Genomic DNA, 23,006 nt, shown 5'->3' with positions numbered 1-23,006 from the left:
TCAGCCCAGCAGGTCGTACAGCGTGCGTGCGACGACCTTGGTCGCCCGCCTCAGATCGTCGAGCACGACGTGCTCGTCGGCGCGCTTGGCGTTGCTCTCCAGCACCGTGCGCGGCCCGGCGCCGTAGATCACCGCCGGGATGCCGTGTTCGCAGTACAGCCGCACGTCGGTGTAGAGCGGCGTGCCGGTGGTGCGGATCGGCTCGCCGAACACCGCCGAGGCCTGCTTCTCCAGCGCGGCCACCAGCGGTGCGTTGCCGGGCAGCGGCGTCAGCGCGCGGCACATCAGCATGCGGCGGATGTCGATGGTGATGCCGTCGGTCTGCGCGGCGGCATCGGCGATCACGCGGCGGATGTCGGCCTCCACCTGCTCGGGGTTCTCCTCGGGGATCATCCGGCGGTCGAGCTTGAACACCACCTTGCCGGGCACGACGTTGGTGTTGGTGCCGCCCTCGATCATCCCGACGTTGAGATAGGGATGGGTGATGCCCGGCACCTTGGACGAGATGCCCTTGTAGAGGGCGTTCTGCGCATACAGCGCGTTCAGGATCGTCACCCCACCCTGCAGTGCGTCGACGCCGGTGTGCGGGATCGCGGCGTGGGCCATCCTGCCGTGCACCGTGACCTCCATCTGCAGGCAGCCGTTGTGCGCGGTGACGATCTGGTAGCTGAAGCCGGCGGCCATCATCAGGTCGGGCTTCGTCAGGCCCTGGGCCAGCAGCCGGCCGGGGCCGAGCTCGCCGCCGAACTCCTCGTCGTAGGTGAAGTGCAGCTCGACACCGCCCTTCAGCGGCGCGCCCAGCGATTCGAGCGCGCGCACCGCGAAGCTGTAGGTCGTGAAATCGCACTTGCTGACCGCGGCGGCGCGGCCGTAGAGCTTGCCGTCGGCAATCTCTCCACCGTAGGGATCATGGGTCCAGCCCTCGCCGGGCGGCACCACGTCGCCGTGGGCGTTCAGCGCGATCGTCGGGCCGCCGGCGCCGTAGCGGCGCCGCACGATCAGGTTGGTGAGCGACTGCAGGCCGTAGGCGCGCACCTCGTCGGCTGGCACCGGGTGCTTCTCGGCCTCGAAGCCGAAGGCCGCCAGCAGCTCGGCGGTGCGCTCGGCGTGCGGCGCGTTGTTGCCGGGCGGGGAGTCGGTGGGCACCTTCACCAGTTCCTGCAGCAGCGTCACCTGCTCGTCGAAGTGGGCGTCGATCCAGGCGTCGAGTCGGTCGTGGGGGGTGCTCATGGGGTGTCGTGGCTCAGAGTGCCGAGCAGGTGCATGAAAGCCTCGACCGCGAGCTGCATGTCGTCGGCCGTGGTGGATTCGAGCGGGTTGTGGCTGATGCCGGCGTTCTCGCCGCGCACGAACAGCATGGCCTGCGGCATCACCTCGTGCAGCTTCATCGCGTCGTGGCCGGCGCCGCTGGGCAGATGGTGCACCGGCAGGCCGGTGGCGGCGACGGCGGCTTCCCAACGGCGCTGCCAGGCCGCGTCGCTGGGAGCGGCCGCGGCGCGCACGGTTTCCTCGAGGTGGTAGGCGAGGCCGCGGCGCTCGCAGATCGCGGCCAGCCGGTCCCGCACGTCGGCCGCCATCGCATCGCGCACCTCGTTGGTGGTGGAGCGGATGTCGAGGCTGAAGCGGCAGCGGCCCGGCACGACATTGATCGAACCGTTGGGCACCTCCAGCATGCCGACGGTGCCGACCAGGTGCGGCGCCGCGGCGGCGCGCTGCTCGACATAGAGCGCCAGCTCGGCGACCGCGGTGGCGGCGTCGCGCCGGCGGTTCATCGGCGTGGTGCCGGCGTGGCTGGCGACGCCGCTCACCTCGCCGAGGTAGCGCAGGCTGCCGTTGATGGAGCTCACCACGCCCAGCGGCAGGTCCAGCTCGTTGAGCACCGGCCCCTGCTCGATGTGCACCTCGACGAAGCCGAGGTAGCGCGCCACGTCGCGCGCCTCGGCCGCGATGGCCTCCAGCGTCGCCGGCAGGCCGGCGGCCTGCATCGCGGCGCGCATCGTCACGCCGTCGGCGTCCTGCTGATCGAGCCAGGTGGGGTCGAAGTGGCCGATCACCGCGCCGGAGCCGAGGAAGGTGGCCTTGTAGCGCTGGCCTTCCTCTTCGGCGAAGCCGATCACCTCCAGGCCGAAGGGCAGGCGCCGGCCGGCGCGGTGCAGTTCGCGCACGCAGGCCATCGGCACCAGGATGCCGAGCCGGCCGTCGTACTTGCCGCCGTTGCGCACGGTGTCGTAGTGGCTGCCGGTCAGCAGGCGGCGAGGTCGCTGCTTGTCGTCGATCGGGCCACCGTGGTAGACGCCCACCACGTTGCCCACCGCATCGATGCGCACCTCGTCGAAGCCGCAGTCGTCACGCATCCAGGCCTGCAGCTGTGCCGCGCAGGCGCGGTGCGCCTCGGTCAGGTAGGTGACGGTGAGTTCGCCGCGTTCGCCGTAGCCCGGGTCGGTGTGCACCGCCAGTCGCTCGGCCCAGTCCCACACCTGGTCGCCCAGCACCGGCGTGATGCCGAACTTGTCGTTCAGGCGGATCTCGGCGATGCGGTCGATCTGGCGCAGGCACTCGGCCAGCTCGAGCTCCGGGTGGCCTTGCAGCCGGCGTTCGAGGGTGGCGATGATCTGCCGTCGGTGCAGGCCCGTGCCGCGCGCGCCGCGTACCGCCATCACGAACGGCCAGCCGAAGCGCTCGCCGTAGGCGGCGTTGAGACGCTGCACCTGCGCGAACTCCTCCGGCGTGCAGTGATTCAGGCCGGCTGCTGCCTGCTCGTGGGTCGACTCGGCCGTCAGCGCGCCGGCCACCGCCGCCTTGCCGGCCAGTTCGGGGTGGGCGCGCACCAGCGCGAGCTGGGCGTCGCGGCCGCTCGTGCGGACGATGCCGACCAGCGCATGCTTCAGCTGCGCGAGGCTCGCGAACGGCCGCTGCTGCAGCGCCGCCGCGGCAATCCAGGGCGAGTGTTCGTAGAGCCCGTCGAGCGCGGCCAGCGCCGGGCCCGGCGCCGCGGCATTGAGCCAGTCCAGCGTCAGCGGCCGAGGGATCACGTTGCCGTCGGTGTTCATGTCTGCCCCTCGCTTGCGGTGGCGCGCCGCTCTCGATCCCCCGAGGGGATCTCGCCCGCCTTCGGGCGGCCGTTCGTCGGGCTCATGGCGTCTGCCACGGGTGGGTGGCCTGCCAGTGCCGCGCGATGTCGATGCGCCGGCACACCCAGACGCGGTCGTGCGCCTCGATGTGGTCGAGGAAGCGTTGCAGCGACGCGATGCGGCCAGGCTTGCCGAGCAGGCGGCAGTGCATGCCGATCGACATCATCTTGGGGGCGTCCTCGCCTTCGGCGTAGAGCGCGTCGAAGCTGTCGCGCAGGTAGGTGAAGAAGTGCTCGCCGGTGTTGAAGCCCTGCGCCTGCACGAAGCGCATGTCGTTGGTGTCGAGCGAGTAGGGCACCACCAGGTGCGGCTGCGTGCTGCCGTCGGTCTTGGTGACCGTCATCCAGAACGGCAGGTCGTCGCCGTAGTAGTCGCTGTCGTACTCGTAGCCGCCCTGGTCGGCGACGAGCCGGCGGGTGTTGGGGCTGTCGCGCCCGGTGTACCAGCCCAGCGGCCACTCGCCGCCGGTCAGCTCGCGCAGCAGCTGCGTGCCGATGCCGATGTGGCGCCGCTCGGTGGCCTCGGGCAGGTTCTGGTAGTGGATCCAGCGCAGGCCGTGGTTGGCGATCTCGTAGCCGCTCTCCATGAAGGCGGCCAGCAGCTCCGGATAGCGCTGCAGCGCCATGCCGACGCCGAACACCGTGAGCGGCAGGCGACGCTTCTCGAACTCGCGCAGGATGCGCCACACGCCGACGCGCGAGCCGTACTCGTACATCGACTCCATCGTCATGTGGCGGTTCTCGTAGGCCTGGGCGGTGATCAGCTCGGACAGGAAGGTCTCCGAGGTCGGGTCGCCGTGCAGCGGGCTGTTCTCGCCGCCTTCCTCGTAGTTCAGCACGAACTGCACCGCGATCCTCGCGCCGCCGGGCCAGCGCGCGTGCGGGACGTCGCGGCCGTAGCCGCGCAGGTCGCGGGGGTAGGGAGGGATCGGGTCCATGGCGGCGGGCCTTGCAAGAAACGAGCGCAGTCCGTCCGCTCACCCGGCCGGCCGCAGCGCGGCGTCGAGGTCGTGGACGCGCGGGTTGAGGCGCAGGTTGCGCTCGACGTTGTGCAGGTGGGCGTCGAGCAGCTTCACCGCGGCGCGGGCGTCGCGCCGTTCCAGCGCGTCGACGAGGGCCACGTGCTCGGCCTGCGAGTGCTCGGCCGAGTGCGAGGACTGGTACATCAGCGAGATCAGCGACGAGCGCGACAGCAAGTCGGTCAGCAGCTGCGCCAGCACCTCGTTGCCGACCATGCGGGCGAGGATCATGTGGAAGTCGGCCAGCAGCCGGGTGCGGCCGGGCACGTCGGTGCGCAGCACGGCCTCGCGCTCGGCACGCAGGTGGGCGCGCAGCTCGGCGATCTGCGTGTCGGTGATCGTCGCGCACAGCTTGCGCACCATCGCGGTCTCCAGCATCTGCCGCACCTCGAACACCTGGCGCGCCTCCTGCACGCCGGGCCGGGCGACGAAGGCGCCGCGCGCCGGCTCGAGCGTGACCAGGCGGTCGCGGCTCAGCTGGTTGAGGGCCTGGCGCACCAGGGTGCGCGAGACCTTGAAGAGGTCGGCGATCTTCTGCTCGGCCAGCTTGGTGCCCGGCATCAGCCGGCGTTCGACGATGGCGGTGGTGATCGCGTCGACGATGCGCTGCGTGGCACTGGTGTCGGCCTCCGGCGCGGCGCGTGCCGCCGCGCCGGCACGGCGGCGCCGCGACGGTGCGGGCTTCAGGGCCTGGAGCGGGGCGGCGGCGGTGCGAGGCATCGTTTCGGTGCGGTATCGGCGGCGTCGCGGCCCGGCAGGTCCATGGCACGGTGCTTGCGACGACCGGCAAAGTGTATACACTTTTGTGCACAGCTCGAGCCGGCGGCGCCGCGTGATGCGGCCCGCCGACACGGACGACACGCCCCATCCCGCGACCACCACCGGAGCGCCGCCGCCACGACCATGGGACGACTCACCACCCACGTGCTCGACACGATGAACGGCTGCCCCGCCGCCGGCATGGCGGTGACGCTGTGGCGCCTGGCGCCGCAAGGCGCCGAGTGCCTCGCCGAACTGCGCCTCAACGACGACGGCCGCGCCGACGCACCGTTGCTGGAGGGCACGGCGATGCAGCCGGGCCGCTACCGCCTGGTCTTCGCGGTGGCCGACTACTTCCGCGCGCGCGGCGTCGCGCTGCCGGAGCCGCCCTTCCTCGACGAGGTGCCGCTGGAGTTCGGCCTGGCCGACCCGGCGCTGCACTACCACGTGCCCTTGCTGGCCAGCCCCTGGGCCTACTCCACCTACCGCGGCAGCTGAGCGGCGCGATCGACGACGACAACCACGATGGACGCCTACCTGCTCGATTGGGCCAACCTGCTGCTGCGCTGGCTGCACGTGGTCACCGCGGTCGCCTGGATCGGTGCCTCGCTGCACTTCGTGCTGCTCGACGACAGCCTCTACAAGCCCGAGGACCCGGAGCTGAAGATGAAGGGCGTCGACGGCGAGGCCTGGGCGGTGCATGGCGGCGGCTTCTATCACTCGAACAAGTACCTGGTGGCGCCGCCCAACCTGCCCGAGAAGCTGCACTGGTCGTACTGGGAGAGCTACGTGACCTGGCTGTCGGGCTTCGCGCTGCTGTGCGTGCTGTACTTCGTCAACGCTTCGTCCTTCCTGGTCGACAAGGCGGTGTTCGACTGGTCGCCCGGCGCCGCGGTGGCCGGCGCGCTGGCCTACCTGGTGCTGGGCTGGGTGGTCTACGACGGCATCTGCCGCGTGTTCGGCCGCAGGCCCGACGGCTCGGTGGGCGGTGACCTGAAGGTCGGCATCGGTGTCTTCCTCTACACCTGCGTGGCGGCCTGGATCGCCTGCCACCTGTTCGCGGGGCGCGCCGCCTTCCTGCTGACCGGCGCGATGCTGGCCACGGTGATGAGCGCCAACGTGCTGATGGTCATCATCCCCGGCCAGCGCAAGGTGGTGGCGGCGCTGCGCGCGAAGCAGCCTGTCGACCCGAACCACGGCAAGCGCGGCAAGCAGCGCAGCGTGCACAACACCTACTTCACGATGCCGGTGCTGATCGCGATGCTGTCCAACCACTACGGCATGGTCACGCAGCACCACCTCAACTGGCTGGTGCTGGTGCTGATGATGCTGGCGGGTGCACTGATCCGGCTGTTCTTCGTGCTCCGGCACAAGGCGCCGCCGCGCTGGGAGATCGCCGCCGCGGCCGTCGCCCTCCTGGCCGGCGTGGCGCTGCTGGTCGCGCCGCCGAAGGCCGACGCCGTCGTGGGGCAGGCGGCTGCGGCGGTTCCGGTGAGCTTCGCGCAGGTGCAGGCGGTGGTCGGCGAGCGCTGCGCGATGTGCCACAACGCCCAGGTCGTCAGCAAGAACGTCCAGCTCCACACGCCCGAGCTGATCGCCAGCCACGCGCAGCAGATCTACCAGCAGGCGGTGGTGCTGAAGGCGATGCCGATGAGCAACGCCACGCAGATGACCGACGCCGAGCGCGCGCTGCTGGGCCGCTGGTACGAGGCCGGGGCATCGCCCAGGTAGCGGGCACCGCCTGGGTACGCGCCTTGCAAGCGCCCGAGGGCATTCGAGGAGAACGCCATGACTTCGGGCACCCCCCCCACCGTCCATCCGGTCGACGAGAAACTGCCTGCAGGCCGGCTGACGGCGCTGGGCCTGCAGCACGTGCTGGTGATGTACGCCGGCGCGGTGGCCGTGCCGCTGATCGTCGGCCGCGCGCTCAAGCTGAGCCCCGAGCAGGTGGCGCTGCTGATCTCGGCCGACCTGTTCTGCTGCGGCATCGCCACGCTGATCCAGTCGCTCGGCGCGACGCGCTGGTTCGGCATCAAGCTGCCGGTCATGATGGGCGTGACCTTCGCCGCGGTGGGCCCGATGGTGGCGATGGCCGGACCGGGCGGCACCGAGGCCGCGCGGGCCATCTTCGGCGCGATCATCGGTGCGGGCCTGCTGGCCATCTTCATCGCGCCGGTGATGGGCCGCCTGTTGCGCTTCTTCCCGCCGGTGGTGACCGGCACCATCATCGCGGTGATCGGCATCAGCCTGATGCGCGTGGGCATCGGCTGGGCGATGGGCGGGCCGGCCCACCTGGCCCAGTTCACCGACGTGCCGCGGCTGGTGGTGATGGTCGACCAGGCCAAGGCCGAGGCGCTGGCCGGCAATGCGGCGGTGGCCGCGCTGTCGGCCGGCTCGGCCCCGGCGGCGGGTGTCGCGACGCAGGCGGCCGCCGCGGCCACGGCCTCGGCCAATGCCGGCACGAACGCAGGCACCGCCCCCGTGCCGGTCGTCACCAGGCTGCCCGGGCCGGTGCCGCAGAAGGACAACCCGGCCTACGGCGCACTGGACAACATGGCGATCGCAGCCTTCGTGCTGGTGGTGATCCTGCTGATCTCCAAGTACGGCCGCGGCTTCATCGCCAACATCTCGGTGCTGCTGGGCATCGTGGTGGGCTGCGTGGTGGCCGCCTCGATGGGCAAGATGGGCTTCGACAAGGTGGCCAAGGCGCACTGGTTCGACGTGGTCACGCCGTTCGCCTTCGGCACGCCGGTGTTCGACCCGGTGCTGATCGCGACGATGACGCTGGTGATGATCGTCGTGATGATCGAGTCGACCGGCATGTTCCTCGCGCTGTCCGACATCACCGGCAAGCCGATCGACCAGAAGGAACTGACGGCCGGGTTGCGCACCGACGGGCTGGGCACGCTGATCGGCGGCATCTTCAACACCTTCCCGTACACCAGCTTCTCGCAGAACGTGGGCCTGGTGGGCGTGACCGGCGTGCGCAGCCGCTACGTGTGCGTGGCGGCGGGCCTGATCATGATCGTGCTGGGCCTGCTGCCGAAGATGGCAGCGCTGGTCGAGTCGGTGCCCACCTTCGTGCTGGGCGGCGCGGGGCTGGTGATGTTCGGCATGGTGGCCGCCACCGGCATCCGCATCCTCGCCGCGGTGGACTACAAGACCCACCGCCACAACCTCTACATCGTCGCCATCTCCATCGGCTTCGGCATGCTGCCGCTGGTGGCGCCGCGCTGGACGCAGCAGATGCACCACAGCCTGCATCCGCTGCTGGAGTCGGGCATCCTGCTGGCGGCGCTGAGCGCGGTGCTGCTGAACCTGTTCTTCAATGGCGCCAAGGGCGGCGCGGCGGATGCGGTCGAGGCGGCGAAGCTGGCCGAGGCGCATTGATTTTCTGGGTGGTGGTGTGTGGTGCGGTAGGCGGTGTGCGCCGGGGGCTCGGGTGGGGGCGGTCGGCGCCGCGCGCCGACGCCACTGCGGTGCTCGCGTCGGGGTGGCGTCGCGGAACTCGCTGCGTTCGCTGCGCTCACTGCGCTCGGACAACCGCGACGGGTCAGTCAACGAAGCGCGCTGCGCGCGCCCACCCCGACGCTGCGCGCCTCGTCGCCCCCGACCTCGCCCCCGGCGCACACCGCCTGCCGCACCCGTCAAGCTCGTGGTGCTCCGCCAGCCCCACCCGTCTCTGCCGACGAGGGGTCGGATCGCATCGGGCGCGCATGCGAGGCGCCGAGGCGCGCAGGGTGCTTGGCCGCGCGCGCAGCGCGCTTCGTCCTCCGATCCGTCGCGGCTGTCCGAGCGCAGCGAACGCAGTGAGCGCAGTGAGTTCCGCGACGCGGCCACGCACCCGAGCACCGCAGGGCAGCCGCCGCGCAGCGGCGGCCGCCGACCCTGCGCGCCTGGTGTGGTCCGACCCCTCGTCGGCCGCCCGTCTCGACGCATGAACGTCTCGCAACCCCTCCAAGCGCCGCCACCATGCCCACCCTGCTGATCCACAACGCCCGCCTCGTCGTCACGATGGACGCGCAGCGGCGCGAGATCGCCGACGGCAGCGTGTTCATCCGCGACCACGTGATCGAGGCGGTCGGTCCGGCCGCCGAACTGCCGGCCACCGCCGACGAGGTGATCGACGCCCGCGACCACATCGTCGTGCCCGGGCTGGTCAACACCCACCACCACATGTACCAGTCGCTGACGCGCGTGATCGCGCAGGACTGCGAACTGTTCGACTGGCTGGGCACGCTCTACCCGATCTGGGCCGGGCTCACGCCGGAGATGGTGCAGGTGTCGACGCAGACTGCGATGGCCGAGCTGCTGCTGGCCGGCTGCACGACCAGCAGCGATCACCTCTATCTCTATCCCAACGGGGTGACGCTCGACGACAGCATCGAGGCGGCCACGGAGATCGGCATGCGCTTCCACGCCGCGCGCGGCTCGATGAGCGTCGGCCAGAGCCAGGGTGGCCTGCCACCCGACCGCGTGGTGGAGGCCGAGCCGGCGATCCTGAAGGAGACGCAGCGGCTGATCGAGCGCTGGCACGACCCGGCGCGCCACGCGATGCTGCGCATCGTCGTCGCGCCTTGTTCGCCGTTCTCGGTGAGCCGCACGCTGATGCGCGAGTCGGCGGCGCTGGCGCGCAGTTTCGGTGTCTCGCTGCATACCCACCTGGCCGAGAACGACAAGGACATCGACTACTCGCGCCAGAAGTTCGGCATGACGCCGGCCGAGTACGCCGAGGACCTGGGCTGGGTCGGCCGCGACGTGTGGCACGCGCACTGCGTCAAGCTCGACGGGCCGGGCATCGGCCTGTTCGCCCGCACCGGCACCGGCGTGGCGCACTGCCCGTGCTCGAACATGCGGCTGGCCTCCGGCATCGCCCCGGTGCGGGCGATGCGCGACGCCGGCGTGGCGGTCGGCCTGGGCGTCGACGGCTCGGCGTCGAACGACGGCGGCCACCTGCTGGCCGAGGCCCGCATGGCGATGCTGCTGCAGCGCGTGGCCCACGGGCCGGAACGCGGGCCGTCGGCGATGGGGGCGCGCGAAGCGCTCGAGCTCGCCACCCGGGGTGGGGCCGAGGTGCTGAACCGCGACGACATCGGCGCGCTGGCGCCGGGCATGGCGGCCGACCTGGCGATCTTCGCGCTCGACGACGTGGGCCTGACCGGCGCGTTGCACGACCCGCTGGCCGCGCTGCTGTTCTGCCAGCCGCCGCGCGCCCGCCACACGGTGGTCCACGGACGCCTGGTGGTGCGCGACGGACGCCTGACGACGGTGGACCTGCCCGCGCTGGTGAGGCGGCACAACCGGCTGGCGCGGCAGCTCGTCGAGAGCGCCGGCCGCTCCTGAAGGGCCGGGCGGCCGGCCCCGGCTCGGCGCGGCGTTTCCCCGTATCCGCGTGCCGCGGAACATTGATATGCTAGTGACATATCAATTGATCGAAGGAGACCGCCATGGCCGACGCCGCCGCCCCGATCGAGCGCAAGAAGCGCACGATCACCGAGATCCGCGACTCGAAGAAGAGCGGCGAGAAGATGGTCTACACCTCGGTACCCGACTACACCTCGGCGAAGTGGGCCGAGATGGCCGGCGTCGACGTGGCCGTCGTCGGCGACAGCCTGGCGATGGTCGCGCACGGCCACACGAACACCGTGCCGGCGACGATGGACATGATGGTGATGCACGCGCAGGCGGTGCGGCGCGGCGCGCCGCGCACCTTCACGCTCGGCTGCATGCCCTACCAGAGCTACAACACGGTGGACCGCGCGCTGGTCAACGCCACACGCTTCATGCAGGACGGCGGCTGCGACGCGGTCAAGCCGCAGGGCGGCAAGTCGCAGGCGCACATCCTGAGGGCGCTGGTCGACTCGGGCATCCCGACCGCCTCGCACATCGGGCTCACGCCGCACACCATCGCGATGTTCGGCGGCTTCAGGATCCAGGGCCGCACCGCCGACGCGGCGATGAAGATCCTGGAGGACGCCTTCGCGATCCAGGACGCCGGCTGCTTCATGCTGGAGTTCGAGGCGGTGCCGGCGAAGATCGCGAAGGTGATCTCGGAGCAGCTCGAGATCCCCACCATCGGCATCGGCGCCGGCGCCGGCTGCGACGGCCAGATCCTGCTGTCCTACGACCTTCTGGGCGTGTTCACCGACTTCAAGCCCAAGTTCACCAAGCGCTACGCCAACCTCACCGAGGTCGCGGTGCAGGGCCTGAAGGCCTATGTCGACGAGGTGAAGACCGGCCGCTTCCCGGACGACGACCACAGCTACGGCGTCGACGACCGCGAGTACGAGCAGTTCATGACACTGGTGGAGAAGCGCCGCCACGTGTGAGGCACGGCGGGCCCGGCCCGCCCGCTCAGACCTCGACCGACACCGTCGCCTTGGTGAATTCCTCGAGGTTGTCGAGCAGCGCGTCGAGGGCGTGGGCCGCTGCGGCCTCGTCCCGCGCCACGATCGCGCGGGCCAGGCGGCCGTGCAGCGCGGCCATCGCCGGCAGGTCGGCGGCCTGGCGGTAGTGCAGGAACCAGAAGCGTCGCGACAGCCCGTGCATCAGGCCCATCGCGCCGGCCGCGAACTCGTTGCGCGCAGCCTTCAGGCTCAGGTCGTTGAAGGACTTGTCGGCGCGCATGAAGGCGGTGGCGTCACCGCTGATCGCGGCGGCCTCGAAGGCCTTGGCAAGCGCGGTGAACTCGGCGAGTTCGTCGTCGCTCGCGCGGCGTGCGGCGCAACGCACGATCAGCCGTTCGACCTCGCGGCGTGTCTCCAGCAGTCGCAACTGCTTGCGCACGTCGATCTCGGACACCAGGTTGCCGCGCTGCGGCAGGATCGACACCAGGTGTTCGCGCGCGAGCCGCTGCAGGGCCTCGCGCACCGGCGTGCGGCCGATGCCGAGGCGCTGGGACAGCTCGGCCTCCGACATGGCGGTACCGGGGCGCAGCTCGAGCGTGACGATCAGCTCCTCGATTTTCCGGTAGGCCTGCCCGGTCAGTGTCTCGGGGCGGACGGTCGGCGATGCGGTGAGCGGATCGGGCGCGGGCCGCTCGGTGGGCCGCCGTGGCGGGCGTTGTAGGGGCGCGCGGCGCGGCGCGGTCTTCGTCGGGGCGGGGCGTGCTGGCATCTTGCTGCTCTTCTACGGATCGGCCGCTGTGACCGCGCCCCGGGGTCGCCAGGCGATCCGGGGCGCAGCACCCGCATCGATCGGCTCGGCGGCAGGTGGCCGTGGGCGGCGCGATCGACGCGCCGCCGCAGTGTAGAGCCAGGCGTCGGGCCGGCCCTACAGCGCCATCGCGCGCCGCTCGTCGTTCTCGAGGATCGGTCCGTCGAGCGTGACGCGGGTGTTCTGCACGTCGGAGGTACGGAAGCGCGCGATGATGGGCCGCAGCTCTTCCTTCACGTGCTCGTTGCTGTAGCCGTTGAACAGGTGGCCGAGCAGCCCGCGCCGCAGGTCGCTGGTCCCCATCAGGTAGTCGGCGATCGGGTACGACAGGTTCATGTTGTACTTCATCATGATCCCCTGGTTGTGGTGCGCGGTGTGGTGGCGCCGGATCGTGTTGATGAAGGGCATGTTGCGCACGAACCAGTTGTCGTGCACGTGGCAGCAGTAGTGGAAGATCTCGTAGTTCAGGTACATCGCCACCATCGTGATGAAGACGATGTAGCCCGCGTTGGCGTTCCACACCAGGCTGGTCAGGAAGCCCAGCGTCGTGCCGCCGATGCCCAGCACCGTGAGCACGCGCCACGGGAAGAACACGATGCGGAACTCGCGCGTCGTGTCGATGGTGGGCTCGTTATCGGTGAAGTACTGGTGGTGTTCGCGGGTGTGGCGCTCGTAGATGGCGCGCAGTGCGAACACGTCGATGCGACGGTGCATCACGTGGGTGTGCATCGCCCACTCGACGAAGTTGCCGAACAGGAACACCGGCGCGACCATCAGCCACTCCCAGGTCGGGTTCTGCAGCTGCGTGGCGCAATACCAGATGCCACCGATGCCGGCGGCGAACATCACCGCGACGTGGAGCAGCCCGTTGTAGAGCGGACTGATGTTGGACTTGTACTGTTCGCGGAACTTGCGTTGACGTTCGGTCATCATGGCGGGTCTCCGATTGTCGGTATGGTACTGACATATTAGTTGCCGACAAAGGCTTCGTCAAGTCCTCCGGTCTCGGGGTTTCACCGGGGCCGCGTCGCTGGTCAGCGGGAGGGCGCGGCGCGCGCCGCGACCCGGAGGCCGGCGCCTCAGGCGTCGAGCCGCGTGCGCAGCCAGTCGACCACGCCGCGCCAGGAGCGGAAGTCCGTGACCGAGCGGACGTCGATGTCGGGCTGGGCCTCGGCCAGCAGCTTGGCCAGCGAGCGGCCGGGGCCGAGCTCCAGCACCACCCGCACGCCGCTCTCGGACAGCTCGCGCATGCAGTCCGCCCAGCGCACCGGCTCGGCGATCGCGCGGGCCAGCGCCGCCAGGCCTCCCGCGGCGTCGAAGCAGCGTCGTCCGTCGATGCCGCGCAGCACCGGCGCGGCTGGCGCCTGCGCCGGCGTGTCGGCGATCACGGCCGCGAAGCGGTGGGCTGCGGCCGCCAGCAGCGGCGTGTGCGAGGGCACATGCACCTCGAGTCGGCGCAGCCACGCGCCGCGCGGCGCCAGCGCGGTCTCGGCCGCGTCGAGCGCGGCGGTCGGTCCGGCCAGCACCGCATGGTCGTCGCCGTTGACGATGGCCACGTGCAGGCCCGCGGCGTCGGCCTGCTCGACAATCGCCCGCAGCGGCAGGCCGCGCACCGCGAGCATGCCGCTGCCCGGCGGGCTGGCTTCGTCCATCATCGCGGCGCGCGTCGCCGCGAGCCGCGCCGAGGTGGCGACGTCCCAGGCTCCGGCGCAACTCCAGGCCGACACCTCACCGACGCTGTAGCCGGCAAAGGCTGCCGGCGCCGCCGGCAGATCGGGCGCCAGGATCTCCCAGCTGGCGCGGGCCAGCGCGACGAGCGCCGGCTGCGCCCAGGCATTCGCGTTCAGGCCGATGCCGGCCTGCGCCTCGGCCACGAGGTCGCAGCCGAGCGCCGCGCCGAAGGCCTGCAGTACGGCGCGGCCGCGCGGGTGCGTAGCCACCAGGTCGAACATGTCGGGCGACTGCGTGCCCTGGCCGGGGCAGACGATGGCGAAGTCGCGCACCCGGATGGGCCTTCAGCGTGTGGGTTCGAGGGCGGCGACGAACAGGCAGGCCGCCAGCAGGTCGGCGCTGCCGCCGGGGCTCAGCCAGCGTTCGACCAGCTGCCGGTGCACGCGCACCGCGTGCGACTGCCAGCCGCTGCGGTGCACGCCGCCGGCGTCGAGGAACTGCCGCGCGGCCGTCTGCGCGAACGCGAGCCCGCCCGCTCCGCCGCGATGCAGCAGGTTGGTGTCGGCCAGTTCGGCCATCAGCGCGAAGAAGGCCTGCACGCGCGCCGCGTTGGCCGCGCCGCTGCGCGCCAGCGCGTCGCGGTAGGCCGGCAGCGCGATGCGGTAGACCGACGGGAAGCCGGCCGCCGCCTCGGCCTGCGCGCCGCCGGCGCCGTGCGTGGCGGTGACGCGGCTGCCGTGACTGCTGCCGTCGCGCCGGTGCGCAGCGATGTCGGCGCCCCAGAGCTGCCGCACGCGCTGGCCGAGCGGGGCGCGATCCTGCGGTGCGCACTCGCCGGCCGCCGCCGCCAGCAGACCGAGGTTGAAGATCGCGCCACGGTGCGTGTTGATGCCGCCGGTCGCGCGCAGCATGCGCGCCTCGGCCTCGCGACCGAGTCGGTTCAGCGTGGCGAAGCGCGCGCCCTGCGCACCGGCCGCGGCGGCCTGCTCGAAATAGCGGCGCAGTGCCAGGCTGCTGCGCACGAAGCTCGCCGCGTCCATGTCGCGGTGGCTGCCGCTGTCGCACAGGCTCACGAGCCCGGGCTTGGGGTAGGTGACCAGCTCGCCCAGCAGCGCCCGCACCGCGGCGTTGCGCACGGCGCGCGGCGCGTGTCCGCACGCCGGCTCGACGTGCGGGAACGGGAGCTGATTCGGCAGGCTCAGCATGGTGCCGACACGGTACCCCAGGCGGCCCACACCGCGGCCCGTTCGCGCAGCGCAGGACCGTGGTCGGACTTCAGCAGCAGCTGCGCCGGCGCAGCCGCCAGTTCGCGCCAGGCCACGCCGGCACCGTCGGGCAGCTGGATCTCGCCGTCGAGCCGGGTGGCGCTGTCGGCCTGCACCTCGGCGAGCGCCTGCAACCAGTCGCGCGCGGTGGCTGCGGTGGGTGGGCAGGCCAGCAGGTCGAGGTCGGATTGCTCGGTCAGGTAGTCGAGCCCGCTGGCCTGCTGCCAGAACGCCGAACCGAACACATAGACCGGCAGGCCGAGCGCGAAGGCGCGGGACTCGAGCAGCGCGGCCGGTTCGCGCAGGCGCGGCGGCAGGTGGGCCAGCGCGTCGCCCAGCGCCGGCGGCGCCGAGACCAGGCGCACGGCAGCCGGTGCCACGGTGAACGACAGGCGGCGCTTGCGCGGCTGCGGCGGCAGCGCCAGCCCGAGCGGCAGGCGGCCCGGGTCATCGCCGGGCAGTGTGGTGCGGCCGATGAAGGGCCGACCGGCCCGCGCCCAGTCGACCACGGCCTGTGCATCGGCCGCGTCGCCGAGGCCGGCCAGCTCGGCCGCGCCGAGATCCGGTGCGAGCCACACGCGCCGGTGCCGCCACGGCCTGGCGCTCAGCGGAGAGGCTTCCATCGCAAGTCCCGGCTCAGGCCGCCGTCAGCACCGCCTGCACCACGTCGTGGGCGAGCGTGCGGCCGCCGCGCTCGCGGCCGAGCGCAGCCCGCGGGTCGGGGCCCGCCGGCACGCTCAGTGCCTGCGCCAGGCCCTCGGCGAGCGCGCCCTGCGGCCACACCGCCTCGACCGCCCCGAGCCGTGCGTAGTTGTCGACGCCGGGCCCGAAGATCGCCGAGCTGCGGCAGAGTGCCTGCAGCTCCTCGATCGGGATCTGCGTGATGCGCGCCATGGCCGGCAGCGCCATCACGCGGATCTGCGCGTCGGCCAGCGCATAGGTGCGGTCGGCGATCATGCCCAGCGCGAGGAAGCCGCCGCTCACCGCCTCGCCGTACACCAGGCTCAGCAGCAGGTGGCCGCGCAGGCGCGCGACCTCGAAGCACTTGGCCAGGTGCGCCAAGTAGCCGCCGTTGCCGAGCAGCTCGTCGCGCCGCGACAGCTGCTGGCCCTGGGTGTCGACCAGCATCAGGATCGGCCGGCCGGGGTGCTCGCGCACCACCTGCAGCACCCGGCCGGCCAGCGCATAGGCGAGGTCGACGCCGATCGCCGCGTGGTCGCGGGTGCCGATCACCGCGACCGGCCCGTTGGCGCTGTGGCCGCTGCCCCAGACCAGCAGGCCCTCCGTGCGCACGTCGTGGCCGCCGGGGAACAGGGCATCGCACAGGGTCAATACGTCGGCACGTGCATCAGGCATCGCTGCGCTCCTTCACGCGGTCGGCGAGGGCGGTGAAGGCCGCGGTGTCGAGCAGCGGCAGCTGCCTCGGCTCGGCCACGCCCAGGCCCGACCAGATGTCGACCGCGTCCGGCGACGCGCCGAAGCGCTCGAGCCGGCGGCCCAGCGCCGCGTGCTCGCGCTCCATCGCCTCGAGCGTCAGCGGCACCGGCCGGTCGAAGAAAGCCGCGACCGCCTGCCGCAGGTCGTCCATCGTGTCGCGCGCGAAGCCGTCGGCTTCGCCGATCAGGTAGCGGTGCTTGCCGCCCATCGTGCGCCACACCAGCGCGCGGTCCTTGGCGTCGAACTCCTCCACGCCCTTCTGCGACTCGATCACCTCCGGCCCCGACACCGACAGCCGGCCTTCCTCGGTCATCACGATGTGGTCGCAGCAGCGCGCGACGATGCCCAGCCCCCCGTAGCAGCCGTTGGCTCCCCCCGAGACCACGATCACCGGCACGCCGGCGGCGCGCGCGGAGAACACGGCGCGCTGGATCTCGGAGATCGCGATCAGCCCGGCGTTGGCCTCGTGCAGACGCACGCCGCCGGTGTCGAGCAGCAGCACCACGGCGGCCGGCCGGTCGCGCGCGGCGCGCTCCAGCAGGCCGGTGAGCTTGGCGCCATGCACCTCGCCGACGGAGCCGCCCATGAAGCCCGGCTCCTCGGCGGCGAACAGCACAGGCCGGCCGGCCAGCGTGGCGCGGCCGATCATCACGCCGTCGTCCAGCGCGCGTGGCTGGCCGAGCTGTTCGAGGTGGGGGCTGACGATGCGCTGCGACGGCGGCAGCCATTCGCTCACCGAGCCGGCGTCGAACAGCCCGCGCACGCGCTGGCGCGCGGTGGCCTCGTAGAAGCTGCGCGCCGCGTCGGGCGTCGGCACCGCAGCGGCGGCGGGCGGATCGATGGGATCGTTCGTCATCCGCGCAACTCCTCCATCGCCTGCGCCAGGCGCAAGGCGACCACCGACGGCGTCGCGCCGGCATCGTTCACGGTGACCAGCAGGTTGCCGATGCGGTGGCGCGCGGCGAAGTTCGCGGCCACGGCCTGCCAGGTGTCGGTGTAGCCCTCGATCGAGGTGTCGATCACGAAGCGCAGGCGGCCGTCGAGCGCCTTCGGTTCGAGCAGCGCCTCCATGTTGCCGGAGCTCACCACGCCGGCCAGCGCGGGCGCCTGCCCGGCCGGCAGCGGCTCGAAGGGGCCGAACTCGTATTCCAGATGTTCCATCGCGCGGCTCGCTCGTTCACCAGTTGCGGAAGCGGTTGGGCGGGTCGTAGAGCCCGCCGGACCAGCGCACCAGGTCCTTGATCGACTTCGCGGCCAGCAGGTCGCGCGTGGCCAGGCGCGGGTCGATGTCCAGGTCCTCGGGCCGCTGGATGATGCCCTGGCGGCGCAGCGCCTCGACCGCGAGCGGGTCGCGCGCCAGCCCCACCGGCGTGTAGCCGGCCACGCCGCGGATCGCCTGCTCGCGTTCGGCCAGCGTGTTGCAGCGGTGCAGGTGGGCGATGCCTTCCTCGGTGACGATGTGGGTCACGTCGTCGCCGTAGATCATCACCGGCGGCAGATCGAGGTCGAAGTCCTGCTGCAGCTGCCAGGCGTCGAGCCGGTCGACGAAGGTCGGCTGCATCTTCTCGCGGAAGGTCTCGACCAGCTGCACCACCAGCTTGCGGCCGCGCGGCATGGACGACATGCGCGAGGCCGCGCTTTCCTCGCCGGCCTTCAGCCAGCCGGGGCTGGCGTGGCGCCGCCCGCGCGACTCGGAGCCGAAGTTGGGCGCGCCGCCGAAGCCGGCGATGCGGTTGAGCGTGGCGGTCGACGAATTGCCTTCCAGGTCGATCTGCAGCGTCGAGCCGATGAACAGGTCGACGTAGTGGCCTGCGAGCTGGCAGAACACGCGGTTCGAACGCATCGTGCCATCGGGGCCGTTGAAGAACACGTCGGAGCGCTGCTCGATGTAGCGCTCCATGCCGAGCTCGGAGCCGGCGCAGTGGATGCCCTTGACGAAGCCGGCCTCGATCGCCGGGATCAGCGTCGGGCAGGGGTTGACCGTCATGTAGCTGCAGATCTTGTCCTTCAGCCCCAGCGACGCGGCATAGGTCGGCAGGATCAGCTCGATCGCCGCGGTGTCGAAGCCGATGCCGTGGTTGAGCCGGTTGATCTGGTAGGGCGCGTACAGGCCCTTGATCACCATCATCGCCATCAGCACCTGGATCTCGCTGATCTGCGCCGGGTCGCGCGTGAAGATCGGCTCGATGTAGTGCGGCTTCGGCGAGGGCACCACGAAGCTCACCCAGTCGGCCGGCACGTCGACGCGCGGCACGCGCTCGACGATCTCGTTGACCTGGGCGATCACGATGCCGTTCTTGAACGCGGTGCCTTCCACCACTGCCGGGGTGTCCTCGGTGTTCGGCCCGGTGTAGAGGTTGCCCTGGGCGTCGGCGCTCTGCGCGGCGACGAAGGCCACCTGCGGCGTCAGGTCGACGAAGTAGCGGCTGTAGAGCTCGAGGTAGGTGTGGATCGCGCCGACCTCGATGCGGCCCTCCTTGATGAGCCGCGCCATGCGCACGCCCTGTTCACCGGAGTAGCAGAAATCCAGCCGGGCGGCGATGCCGCGCTCGAACACGTCGAGGTGCTGCGGCAGCGCGAGATTGGACTGCACGATGTGCAGCCCGTTCACGCGCGCCGGGTCCACCTTGGCGAGGCAGGCCGACAGGAAGTCGGCGTGCTTCTGGTTGTTGCCCTCGACGCACAGGCGGTCGCCCGGCGTCAGCACCGCTTCCAGCAAGTCGATCGCCCGATCGGCCGGCACCAGCTTGTCCAGCCCCTGCGCCCGGGCCGCGGCCAGGCGCTGCTGCTTCTGCTCGGCGCCGCGGTTCCAGCTCTTCGTCATTCAGCGTCGTCCTTCGCGCGATCCGTCCCTCTCCACGGCGCCAGCGTAGCCGGCTTCAGCTGTCGACGGTGATGTGGGCATCCTTGATCACACGGCCCCACTTCTCCATCTCCGATTTCACCAGCGCGGACACCTCCTGCGGCGTGCGGGGGCCGATGTCGTCGTTGCCCAGCTTTTCCAGTTCGCGGATCAGTTCGGGGTCGACCAGCGACGCCTGCAGTTCCTTCTGCAGCCGCGCGGAGATCGGCGCGGGCAGGTTGGCCGGGCCGACCATCGAGAACCACAGCACCGCCTCGTAGCCGGCGAGGCCCTGTTCGGCCACAGTGGGCACATCGGGCAGCGCCTTCGAGCGCTTCGCCGAGGTGACGCCCAGCGCCTTGACCTTGCCGGCCGCGATCATCTGCAGCGACGGGCCGATGGTGGCGAACATCACCGGGATCTGGCCGCCGACCAGGTCGGTCAGCGCCGGGCCGGCGCCGCGGTAGGGCACGTGCGCCATCTTCACCCCGGCCTGCGACTTGAACAGCTCGCCGGCCAGGTGGTGCACCGAACCGACGCCCGAGCTGGCGTAGTTGTACTTCTCGGGATCGGCCTTCGCCAGCGCGATCAGTTCCTTGATGTTGTTGGCCGGCACGCTGGGGTGCACCAGCACCGCGAGGCCGGTCGCGCACACGTAGGACAGCGGCGTGAAGTCCTTCAACGGGTCGTAGGCCAGCTTGCGCAGGTGCGGCACCACGGCCATCGGGCCGGTGTCGGTCAGGCCGATCGTGTAGCCGTCGGCCACCGACTTGGCCACGAACTCGGCCCCCATCGAGGCGCCGGCGCCCGGCTTGTACTCGAACACCATCGGCTGGCCGAGCCGCTGCTCGAGCTGGCGGCCCACCAGGCGGGCGGTGGCGTCGGTCGAGCCGCCGGTGCTGTAGCCGATCACCAGCTTGATGGGCTTGGACGGCCAGCTCTGGGCCCGCGCCGCCATCGGCGCCGCCAGGGCGGCCGCGCCGGTGCCCAGGTAGGCCAGCACTTCACGTCGATTGAATTTCATTCGGGTCTCCTCGGAGGGGGTCGAGCGGCGGGCCAGCGCGGATCTCGCGTCGGGACCGGGCGGTCTTGCAGGGCATTTTCTGCTTCTTGCACACCAATGATATGTTAGTGATGTAGTAGTTGCATAAGGGAAAGCCCGCGTGGTGCGACAGCCCGCTCGGCGGCGGCCCGCCGCCTTGCAGGCATCGAGCTTGCATGAAGTGCGCGCCACTTCGCGGTCCCACCGCTCGCTACCCGGGAGCCTGCCATGCCCAAGTTCTTGCGTTCCCTGTTCGGCCAGGTGGTGCTGGCCCTCGCGCTGGGCGTGTTGCTGGGTCTGCTGTGGCCCGAGACGGCGGTCAAGCTCAAGCCGCTGGGCGATGCCTTCATCAAGCTCATCAAGATGATCATTCCGGTGCTGGTGTTCTGCGTCGTGGTGCATGGCATCGCCGGCGCGGGCGACCTGAAGCGGGTCGGACGCGTGGGCGTGAAGGCGCTGGTGTACTTCGAGGTGGTCACCGCGATCGCGCTGGCGCTGGGCCTGGCGCTCGCCTACCTGTTCCAGCCGGGCGTCGGCATGAACGTCGACCCGACCACGCTCGACGCCAAGGCCATGAGCGCCTATGCCGACAACGCCAGCAAGCTCACCGGCGGCGGCACCGTCGAGTTCCTGCTGAAGCTGATCCCGACCACCGTGGTGGCCGCCTTCGCCACCGGCGACGTGCTGCAGGTGCTGCTGTTCGCGGTGCTGTTCGGCTGCGCGCTGGCGATGGTGGGCGAGAAGGGCCGCGCGGTGACCGGGCTGATCGACGAACTGTCGCTGGTGCTGTTCAAGATCATGGGCCTGATCATCAAGCTGGCACCGCTGGGCGTGCTGGGTGCGATCGCCTTCACGGTCGGCAAGTACGGCGTCGGCTCGCTGAAGCAGCTGGGCCTGCTGGTGCTGCTGTTCTATGCGGCGGTGTTCGTGTTCGTGGCGGTGGTGCTGGGCGGCATCATGCGCTGGTCGGGCTTCAGCCTCTGGAAGCTGCTGCGCTACCTGCGCGAGGAACTGGCAGTGGTGTTCGCCACCACCTCTTCCGACAGCGTGTTGCCGCAGATCATGGCCAAGCTGCGCCACATGGGCATCCGCGACTCGACGGTCGGCCTGGTGATCCCGACCGGCTACTCGTTCAACCTGGACGCGTTCTCGATCTACATCACGCTCGCCGCGGTGTTCATCGCGCAGGCCACCAACACGCCGATCACGATGACCGACCTGCTGACCATCCTGGCGATCTCGCTGGTCACCAGCAAGGGCGCGCACGGCGTGCCCGGCTCGGCCATCGTGGTGCTGGCGGCCACGCTGCAGGCCATCCCCGCGATTCCCGCCATCGGCCTGGTTTTGGTGCTGTCCGTCGACTGGTTCATGGGCATTGCGCGTGCGCTCGGCAACCTGATCGGTAACTGCGTGGCGACCGTGGCGGTGGCGGCCTGGGAAGGCGACATCGACCGCGAGCGCGCGCACAAGGTGCTGGACGGGGAGCCGGTGCCGGCGCAGGAAGTAGGGGGCGCGCCGGGCGGGGTGGTTCCTGCGTCTTGAGTAGGTCATTGGCGCAGGCAGTCCAGTTTCGGCGCGGGCGCCGCGCCGGTCCGCTGTGTTGCGTTCGTGTCCCCCGGCGTCGGCCTGACCGGCCGCCCCCTCCTCCTCTACCTCACTCCACACAGCGGCCCGTCACGGCGCTTCGATACACCGTGGACTGCGGGGGTTTGAAGACCCACCCACGCAACGGTGGTGCGTGCTGACCGGGGCGTCGGGTGAATGGCGGAGTGAGGTAGAGGAGGAGGGGACGGCCGTGAGGCCGGCGCCGGGGGACACGAACGGAGTCGTTCACCCGACGCCCCGGTCAGCAGCGCTCAGCCAACAGCAGATCCCGTGGCTTGCAGCAACTGCGCCACCGCTGCGATTGCCAGCACCGCGGGCTCCTTGCCGGTGATGCCGGGCACGCCGATGGGGCAGATCAGGCGTGCGATCGCGGCTTCGGGCACACCGCGCTCCTCCAGGCGATTCACGAAGCGCGCGCGCTTGGTGCGGGAGCCGATCAGGCCGCAGTAGGCGAAGTCGCCGCGCCGCAGGATGGCCTCGGTGATGCGCAGGTCAAGGTCGTGCTCGTGGGTCAGAACCAGGTAGCAGGCGCCAGGCGGCGCATGGGCCACCTCGGCCTCGACCGCGTCGACGCACAAGGCCTGCACGTGCGGCGGCAGCGGCGCCTGCGAGACGAAGGCGTCGAACTCCGCTTCGCGCTCGTCGATCCACTGCACGCGGCAGTCGATCGTGGCCAGCAAGGCCACGATCGCGCGGCCCACGTGGCCGGCACCGTAGAGCTGAAGGTGAAAGCGCGGCGGTGCTTCGGGCCAGGCGGCCAGCGCTGCCGCGTCGAGCGGTGCATAGCGCAGCGTGACCTCGCCGCCGCAGCACTGGCCGAGCGAAGGGCCGAGCGCCAGCGTCTGCTCCTGCGGCGCTTCGTCGCTGCGGGTCGTGCGGCGCGCCAGCCGTGCGCGGGCCTGTGCGATGGCCTGCCACTCGAGGTGGCCGCCGCCGATCGTGCCGCACACCGCGTCGGCGGCCACCAGCATGCGGGTGCCGGCCTCGCGAGGCACCGAGCCGCGCGCGCCGGCCACCTCGACGACGATCGCCGGGCGGGCGTCATCGAGCCAGCGCAGGGCGTGGGCGCGCAGGATCATCG

Annotated in this window: 21 protein-coding genes; 6 read left to right on the top strand and 15 right to left on the bottom strand. The window is 71.2% G+C overall.

Going from position 1 to position 23,006, the window contains the following annotated elements; all coding sequences use genetic code 11:
- The 4 genes from ASC67_RS18920 to ASC67_RS18905 all read right to left on the bottom strand — a co-directional run bounded on the left by ASC67_RS18920 (position 1) and on the right by ASC67_RS18905 (position 4,869).
- Entirely contained in the window at positions 1–1,230 is a 1,230-nt protein-coding gene (locus tag ASC67_RS18920) for an ArgE/DapE family deacylase (RefSeq protein WP_056325713.1), read from the bottom strand.
- Entirely contained in the window at positions 1,227–3,050 is a 1,824-nt protein-coding gene (gene uraD / locus ASC67_RS18915; protein WP_056325706.1) for a 2-oxo-4-hydroxy-4-carboxy-5-ureidoimidazoline decarboxylase, read from the bottom strand. The genes ASC67_RS18920 and uraD overlap by 4 nt, the downstream gene beginning before the upstream one ends.
- An 82-nt stretch (positions 3,051–3,132) precedes the next feature.
- Entirely contained in the window at positions 3,133–4,068 is a 936-nt protein-coding gene (puuE, locus tag ASC67_RS18910) for an allantoinase PuuE (RefSeq protein ID WP_056325703.1), read from the bottom strand.
- Positions 4,069–4,107: 39 nt separating this feature from the next.
- Positions 4,108–4,869, bottom strand: coding sequence for a GntR family transcriptional regulator (locus tag ASC67_RS18905; protein ID WP_056325697.1), 762 nt, complete (start codon positions 4,867–4,869; stop codon positions 4,108–4,110).
- A 183-nt stretch (positions 4,870–5,052) separates the two neighbouring features.
- Here ASC67_RS18905 and uraH point away from each other — a divergent pair, with 183 nt between their 5' ends.
- From uraH to panB, 5 genes are all read left to right on the top strand, one after another.
- Entirely contained in the window at positions 5,053–5,406 is a 354-nt protein-coding gene (gene uraH, locus ASC67_RS18900; RefSeq protein ID WP_056325692.1) for a hydroxyisourate hydrolase, read from the top strand.
- A 27-nt stretch (positions 5,407–5,433) separates the two neighbouring features.
- Positions 5,434–6,639, top strand: coding sequence for a urate hydroxylase PuuD (locus ASC67_RS18895; RefSeq protein WP_056325687.1), 1,206 nt, complete (start codon positions 5,434–5,436; stop codon positions 6,637–6,639).
- A gap of 57 nt (positions 6,640–6,696) precedes the next feature.
- Positions 6,697–8,298: a nucleobase:cation symporter-2 family protein gene (locus ASC67_RS18890; RefSeq protein WP_056325684.1), complete on the top strand. Its 1,602-nt coding sequence runs from the start codon at positions 6,697–6,699 to the stop codon at positions 8,296–8,298.
- Between the two features lie 582 nt (positions 8,299–8,880).
- Entirely contained in the window at positions 8,881–10,251 is a 1,371-nt protein-coding gene (locus tag ASC67_RS18885; RefSeq protein WP_056325679.1) for an 8-oxoguanine deaminase, read from the top strand.
- A 104-nt stretch (positions 10,252–10,355) separates the two neighbouring features.
- Entirely contained in the window at positions 10,356–11,237 is an 882-nt protein-coding gene (gene panB / locus ASC67_RS18880; RefSeq protein ID WP_056325673.1) for a 3-methyl-2-oxobutanoate hydroxymethyltransferase, read from the top strand.
- A 25-nt stretch (positions 11,238–11,262) separates the two neighbouring features.
- On the opposite strand, the gene ASC67_RS18875 is transcribed toward panB, so the two are convergent.
- The 10 genes from ASC67_RS18875 to ASC67_RS18830 form a co-directional block, all read right to left on the bottom strand.
- Positions 11,263–12,024: a GntR family transcriptional regulator gene (locus ASC67_RS18875; protein WP_056325668.1), complete on the bottom strand. Its 762-nt coding sequence runs from the start codon at positions 12,022–12,024 to the stop codon at positions 11,263–11,265.
- Between the two features lie 156 nt (positions 12,025–12,180).
- Entirely contained in the window at positions 12,181–12,996 is an 816-nt protein-coding gene (locus ASC67_RS18870) for a fatty acid hydroxylase (RefSeq protein WP_056325663.1), read from the bottom strand.
- 146 nt (positions 12,997–13,142) lie between these two features.
- A complete protein-coding gene (locus ASC67_RS18865) occupies positions 13,143–14,066 on the bottom strand; it encodes an acyltransferase domain-containing protein (protein WP_056325659.1) in 924 nt (307 codons plus the stop codon).
- A 12-nt stretch (positions 14,067–14,078) separates the two neighbouring features.
- A complete protein-coding gene (gene mdcB, locus ASC67_RS18860; protein ID WP_056325654.1) occupies positions 14,079–14,939 on the bottom strand; it encodes a triphosphoribosyl-dephospho-CoA synthase MdcB in 861 nt (286 codons plus the stop codon).
- On the bottom strand, positions 14,933–15,622 hold the full coding sequence (mdcG, locus tag ASC67_RS18855) for a malonate decarboxylase holo-[acyl-carrier-protein] synthase (protein ID WP_056325649.1): 690 nt from the start codon (positions 15,620–15,622) through the stop codon (positions 14,933–14,935). Before mdcG ends, mdcB begins: the two co-directional genes overlap by 7 nt.
- 13 nt (positions 15,623–15,635) lie before the next feature.
- Positions 15,636–16,355, bottom strand: coding sequence for a biotin-independent malonate decarboxylase subunit gamma (locus ASC67_RS18850; protein ID WP_056325646.1), 720 nt, complete (start codon positions 16,353–16,355; stop codon positions 15,636–15,638).
- Complete coding sequence (locus ASC67_RS18845) at positions 16,348–17,292, bottom strand: biotin-independent malonate decarboxylase subunit beta (protein WP_056325641.1); 945 nt, start codon at positions 17,290–17,292, stop codon at positions 16,348–16,350. Before ASC67_RS18845 ends, ASC67_RS18850 begins: the two co-directional genes overlap by 8 nt.
- On the bottom strand, positions 17,289–17,597 hold the full coding sequence (gene mdcC, locus ASC67_RS18840; protein WP_056325634.1) for a malonate decarboxylase acyl carrier protein: 309 nt from the start codon (positions 17,595–17,597) through the stop codon (positions 17,289–17,291). The genes ASC67_RS18845 and mdcC overlap by 4 nt, the downstream gene beginning before the upstream one ends.
- Positions 17,598–17,613: 16 nt before the next feature.
- Positions 17,614–19,260 (bottom strand): malonate decarboxylase subunit alpha, encoded by a 1,647-nt coding sequence (gene mdcA, locus ASC67_RS18835; RefSeq protein WP_056325628.1) that lies wholly within the window; start codon positions 19,258–19,260, stop codon positions 17,614–17,616.
- Between the two features lie 55 nt (positions 19,261–19,315).
- A complete protein-coding gene (locus ASC67_RS18830) occupies positions 19,316–20,302 on the bottom strand; it encodes a tripartite tricarboxylate transporter substrate binding protein (RefSeq protein ID WP_056325622.1) in 987 nt (328 codons plus the stop codon).
- Positions 20,303–20,548: 246 nt separating this feature from the next.
- On the opposite strand from ASC67_RS18830, the gene dctA reads away from it, so the two are divergent.
- Positions 20,549–21,862, top strand: coding sequence for a C4-dicarboxylate transporter DctA (gene dctA, locus ASC67_RS18825; protein ID WP_056325618.1), 1,314 nt, complete (start codon positions 20,549–20,551; stop codon positions 21,860–21,862).
- A gap of 314 nt (positions 21,863–22,176) precedes the next feature.
- On the opposite strand, the gene xdhC is transcribed toward dctA, so the two are convergent.
- The gene (gene xdhC / locus ASC67_RS18820) at positions 22,177–23,004 is read right to left on the bottom strand and encodes a xanthine dehydrogenase accessory protein XdhC (protein ID WP_056325614.1); all 828 of its coding nucleotides are present in this window, start codon (positions 23,002–23,004) and stop codon (positions 22,177–22,179) included.
- Positions 23,005–23,006 lie beyond the last annotated feature (2 nt).

The organism is Methylibium sp. Root1272, assembly GCF_001425905.1.
Taxonomy (GTDB): Bacteria; Pseudomonadota; Gammaproteobacteria; order Burkholderiales; family Burkholderiaceae_C; genus Methylibium.
Note: the sequence above shows the minus strand (reverse complement) of the source record. Positions and strands in the feature narration are given on the sequence as shown.

What these genes read in the sequence shown, in the direction of transcription:
- xdhC (WP_056325614.1), bottom strand. Translation starts at nt 23,004, where the DNA reads ATGATCCTGCGCGCCCACGCCCTGCGCTGGCTCGATGACGCCCGCCCG.
- ASC67_RS18920 (WP_056325713.1), bottom strand. Translation starts at nt 1,230, where the DNA reads ATGAGCACCCCCCACGACCGACTCGACGCCTGGATCGACGCCCACTTC.
- mdcB (WP_056325654.1), bottom strand. Translation starts at nt 14,939, where the DNA reads ATGCTGAGCCTGCCGAATCAGCTCCCGTTCCCGCACGTCGAGCCGGCG.
- uraD (WP_056325706.1), bottom strand. Translation starts at nt 3,050, where the DNA reads ATGAACACCGACGGCAACGTGATCCCTCGGCCGCTGACGCTGGACTGG.
- mdcC (WP_056325634.1), bottom strand. Translation starts at nt 17,597, where the DNA reads ATGGAACATCTGGAATACGAGTTCGGCCCCTTCGAGCCGCTGCCGGCC.
- ASC67_RS18850 (WP_056325646.1), bottom strand. Translation starts at nt 16,355, where the DNA reads ATGCCTGATGCACGTGCCGACGTATTGACCCTGTGCGATGCCCTGTTC.
- uraH (WP_056325692.1), top strand. Translation starts at nt 5,053, where the DNA reads ATGGGACGACTCACCACCCACGTGCTCGACACGATGAACGGCTGCCCC.
- ASC67_RS18905 (WP_056325697.1), bottom strand. Translation starts at nt 4,869, where the DNA reads ATGCCTCGCACCGCCGCCGCCCCGCTCCAGGCCCTGAAGCCCGCACCG.
- ASC67_RS18875 (WP_056325668.1), bottom strand. Translation starts at nt 12,024, where the DNA reads ATGCCAGCACGCCCCGCCCCGACGAAGACCGCGCCGCGCCGCGCGCCC.
- mdcG (WP_056325649.1), bottom strand. Translation starts at nt 15,622, where the DNA reads ATGGAAGCCTCTCCGCTGAGCGCCAGGCCGTGGCGGCACCGGCGCGTG.
- ASC67_RS18830 (WP_056325622.1), bottom strand. Translation starts at nt 20,302, where the DNA reads ATGAAATTCAATCGACGTGAAGTGCTGGCCTACCTGGGCACCGGCGCG.
- dctA (WP_056325618.1), top strand. Translation starts at nt 20,549, where the DNA reads ATGCCCAAGTTCTTGCGTTCCCTGTTCGGCCAGGTGGTGCTGGCCCTC.
- ASC67_RS18890 (WP_056325684.1), top strand. Translation starts at nt 6,697, where the DNA reads ATGACTTCGGGCACCCCCCCCACCGTCCATCCGGTCGACGAGAAACTG.
- puuE (WP_056325703.1), bottom strand. Translation starts at nt 4,068, where the DNA reads ATGGACCCGATCCCTCCCTACCCCCGCGACCTGCGCGGCTACGGCCGC.
- mdcA (WP_056325628.1), bottom strand. Translation starts at nt 19,260, where the DNA reads ATGACGAAGAGCTGGAACCGCGGCGCCGAGCAGAAGCAGCAGCGCCTG.
- panB (WP_056325673.1), top strand. Translation starts at nt 10,356, where the DNA reads ATGGCCGACGCCGCCGCCCCGATCGAGCGCAAGAAGCGCACGATCACC.
- ASC67_RS18885 (WP_056325679.1), top strand. Translation starts at nt 8,881, where the DNA reads ATGCCCACCCTGCTGATCCACAACGCCCGCCTCGTCGTCACGATGGAC.
- ASC67_RS18870 (WP_056325663.1), bottom strand. Translation starts at nt 12,996, where the DNA reads ATGATGACCGAACGTCAACGCAAGTTCCGCGAACAGTACAAGTCCAAC.
- ASC67_RS18895 (WP_056325687.1), top strand. Translation starts at nt 5,434, where the DNA reads ATGGACGCCTACCTGCTCGATTGGGCCAACCTGCTGCTGCGCTGGCTG.
- ASC67_RS18845 (WP_056325641.1), bottom strand. Translation starts at nt 17,292, where the DNA reads ATGACGAACGATCCCATCGATCCGCCCGCCGCCGCTGCGGTGCCGACG.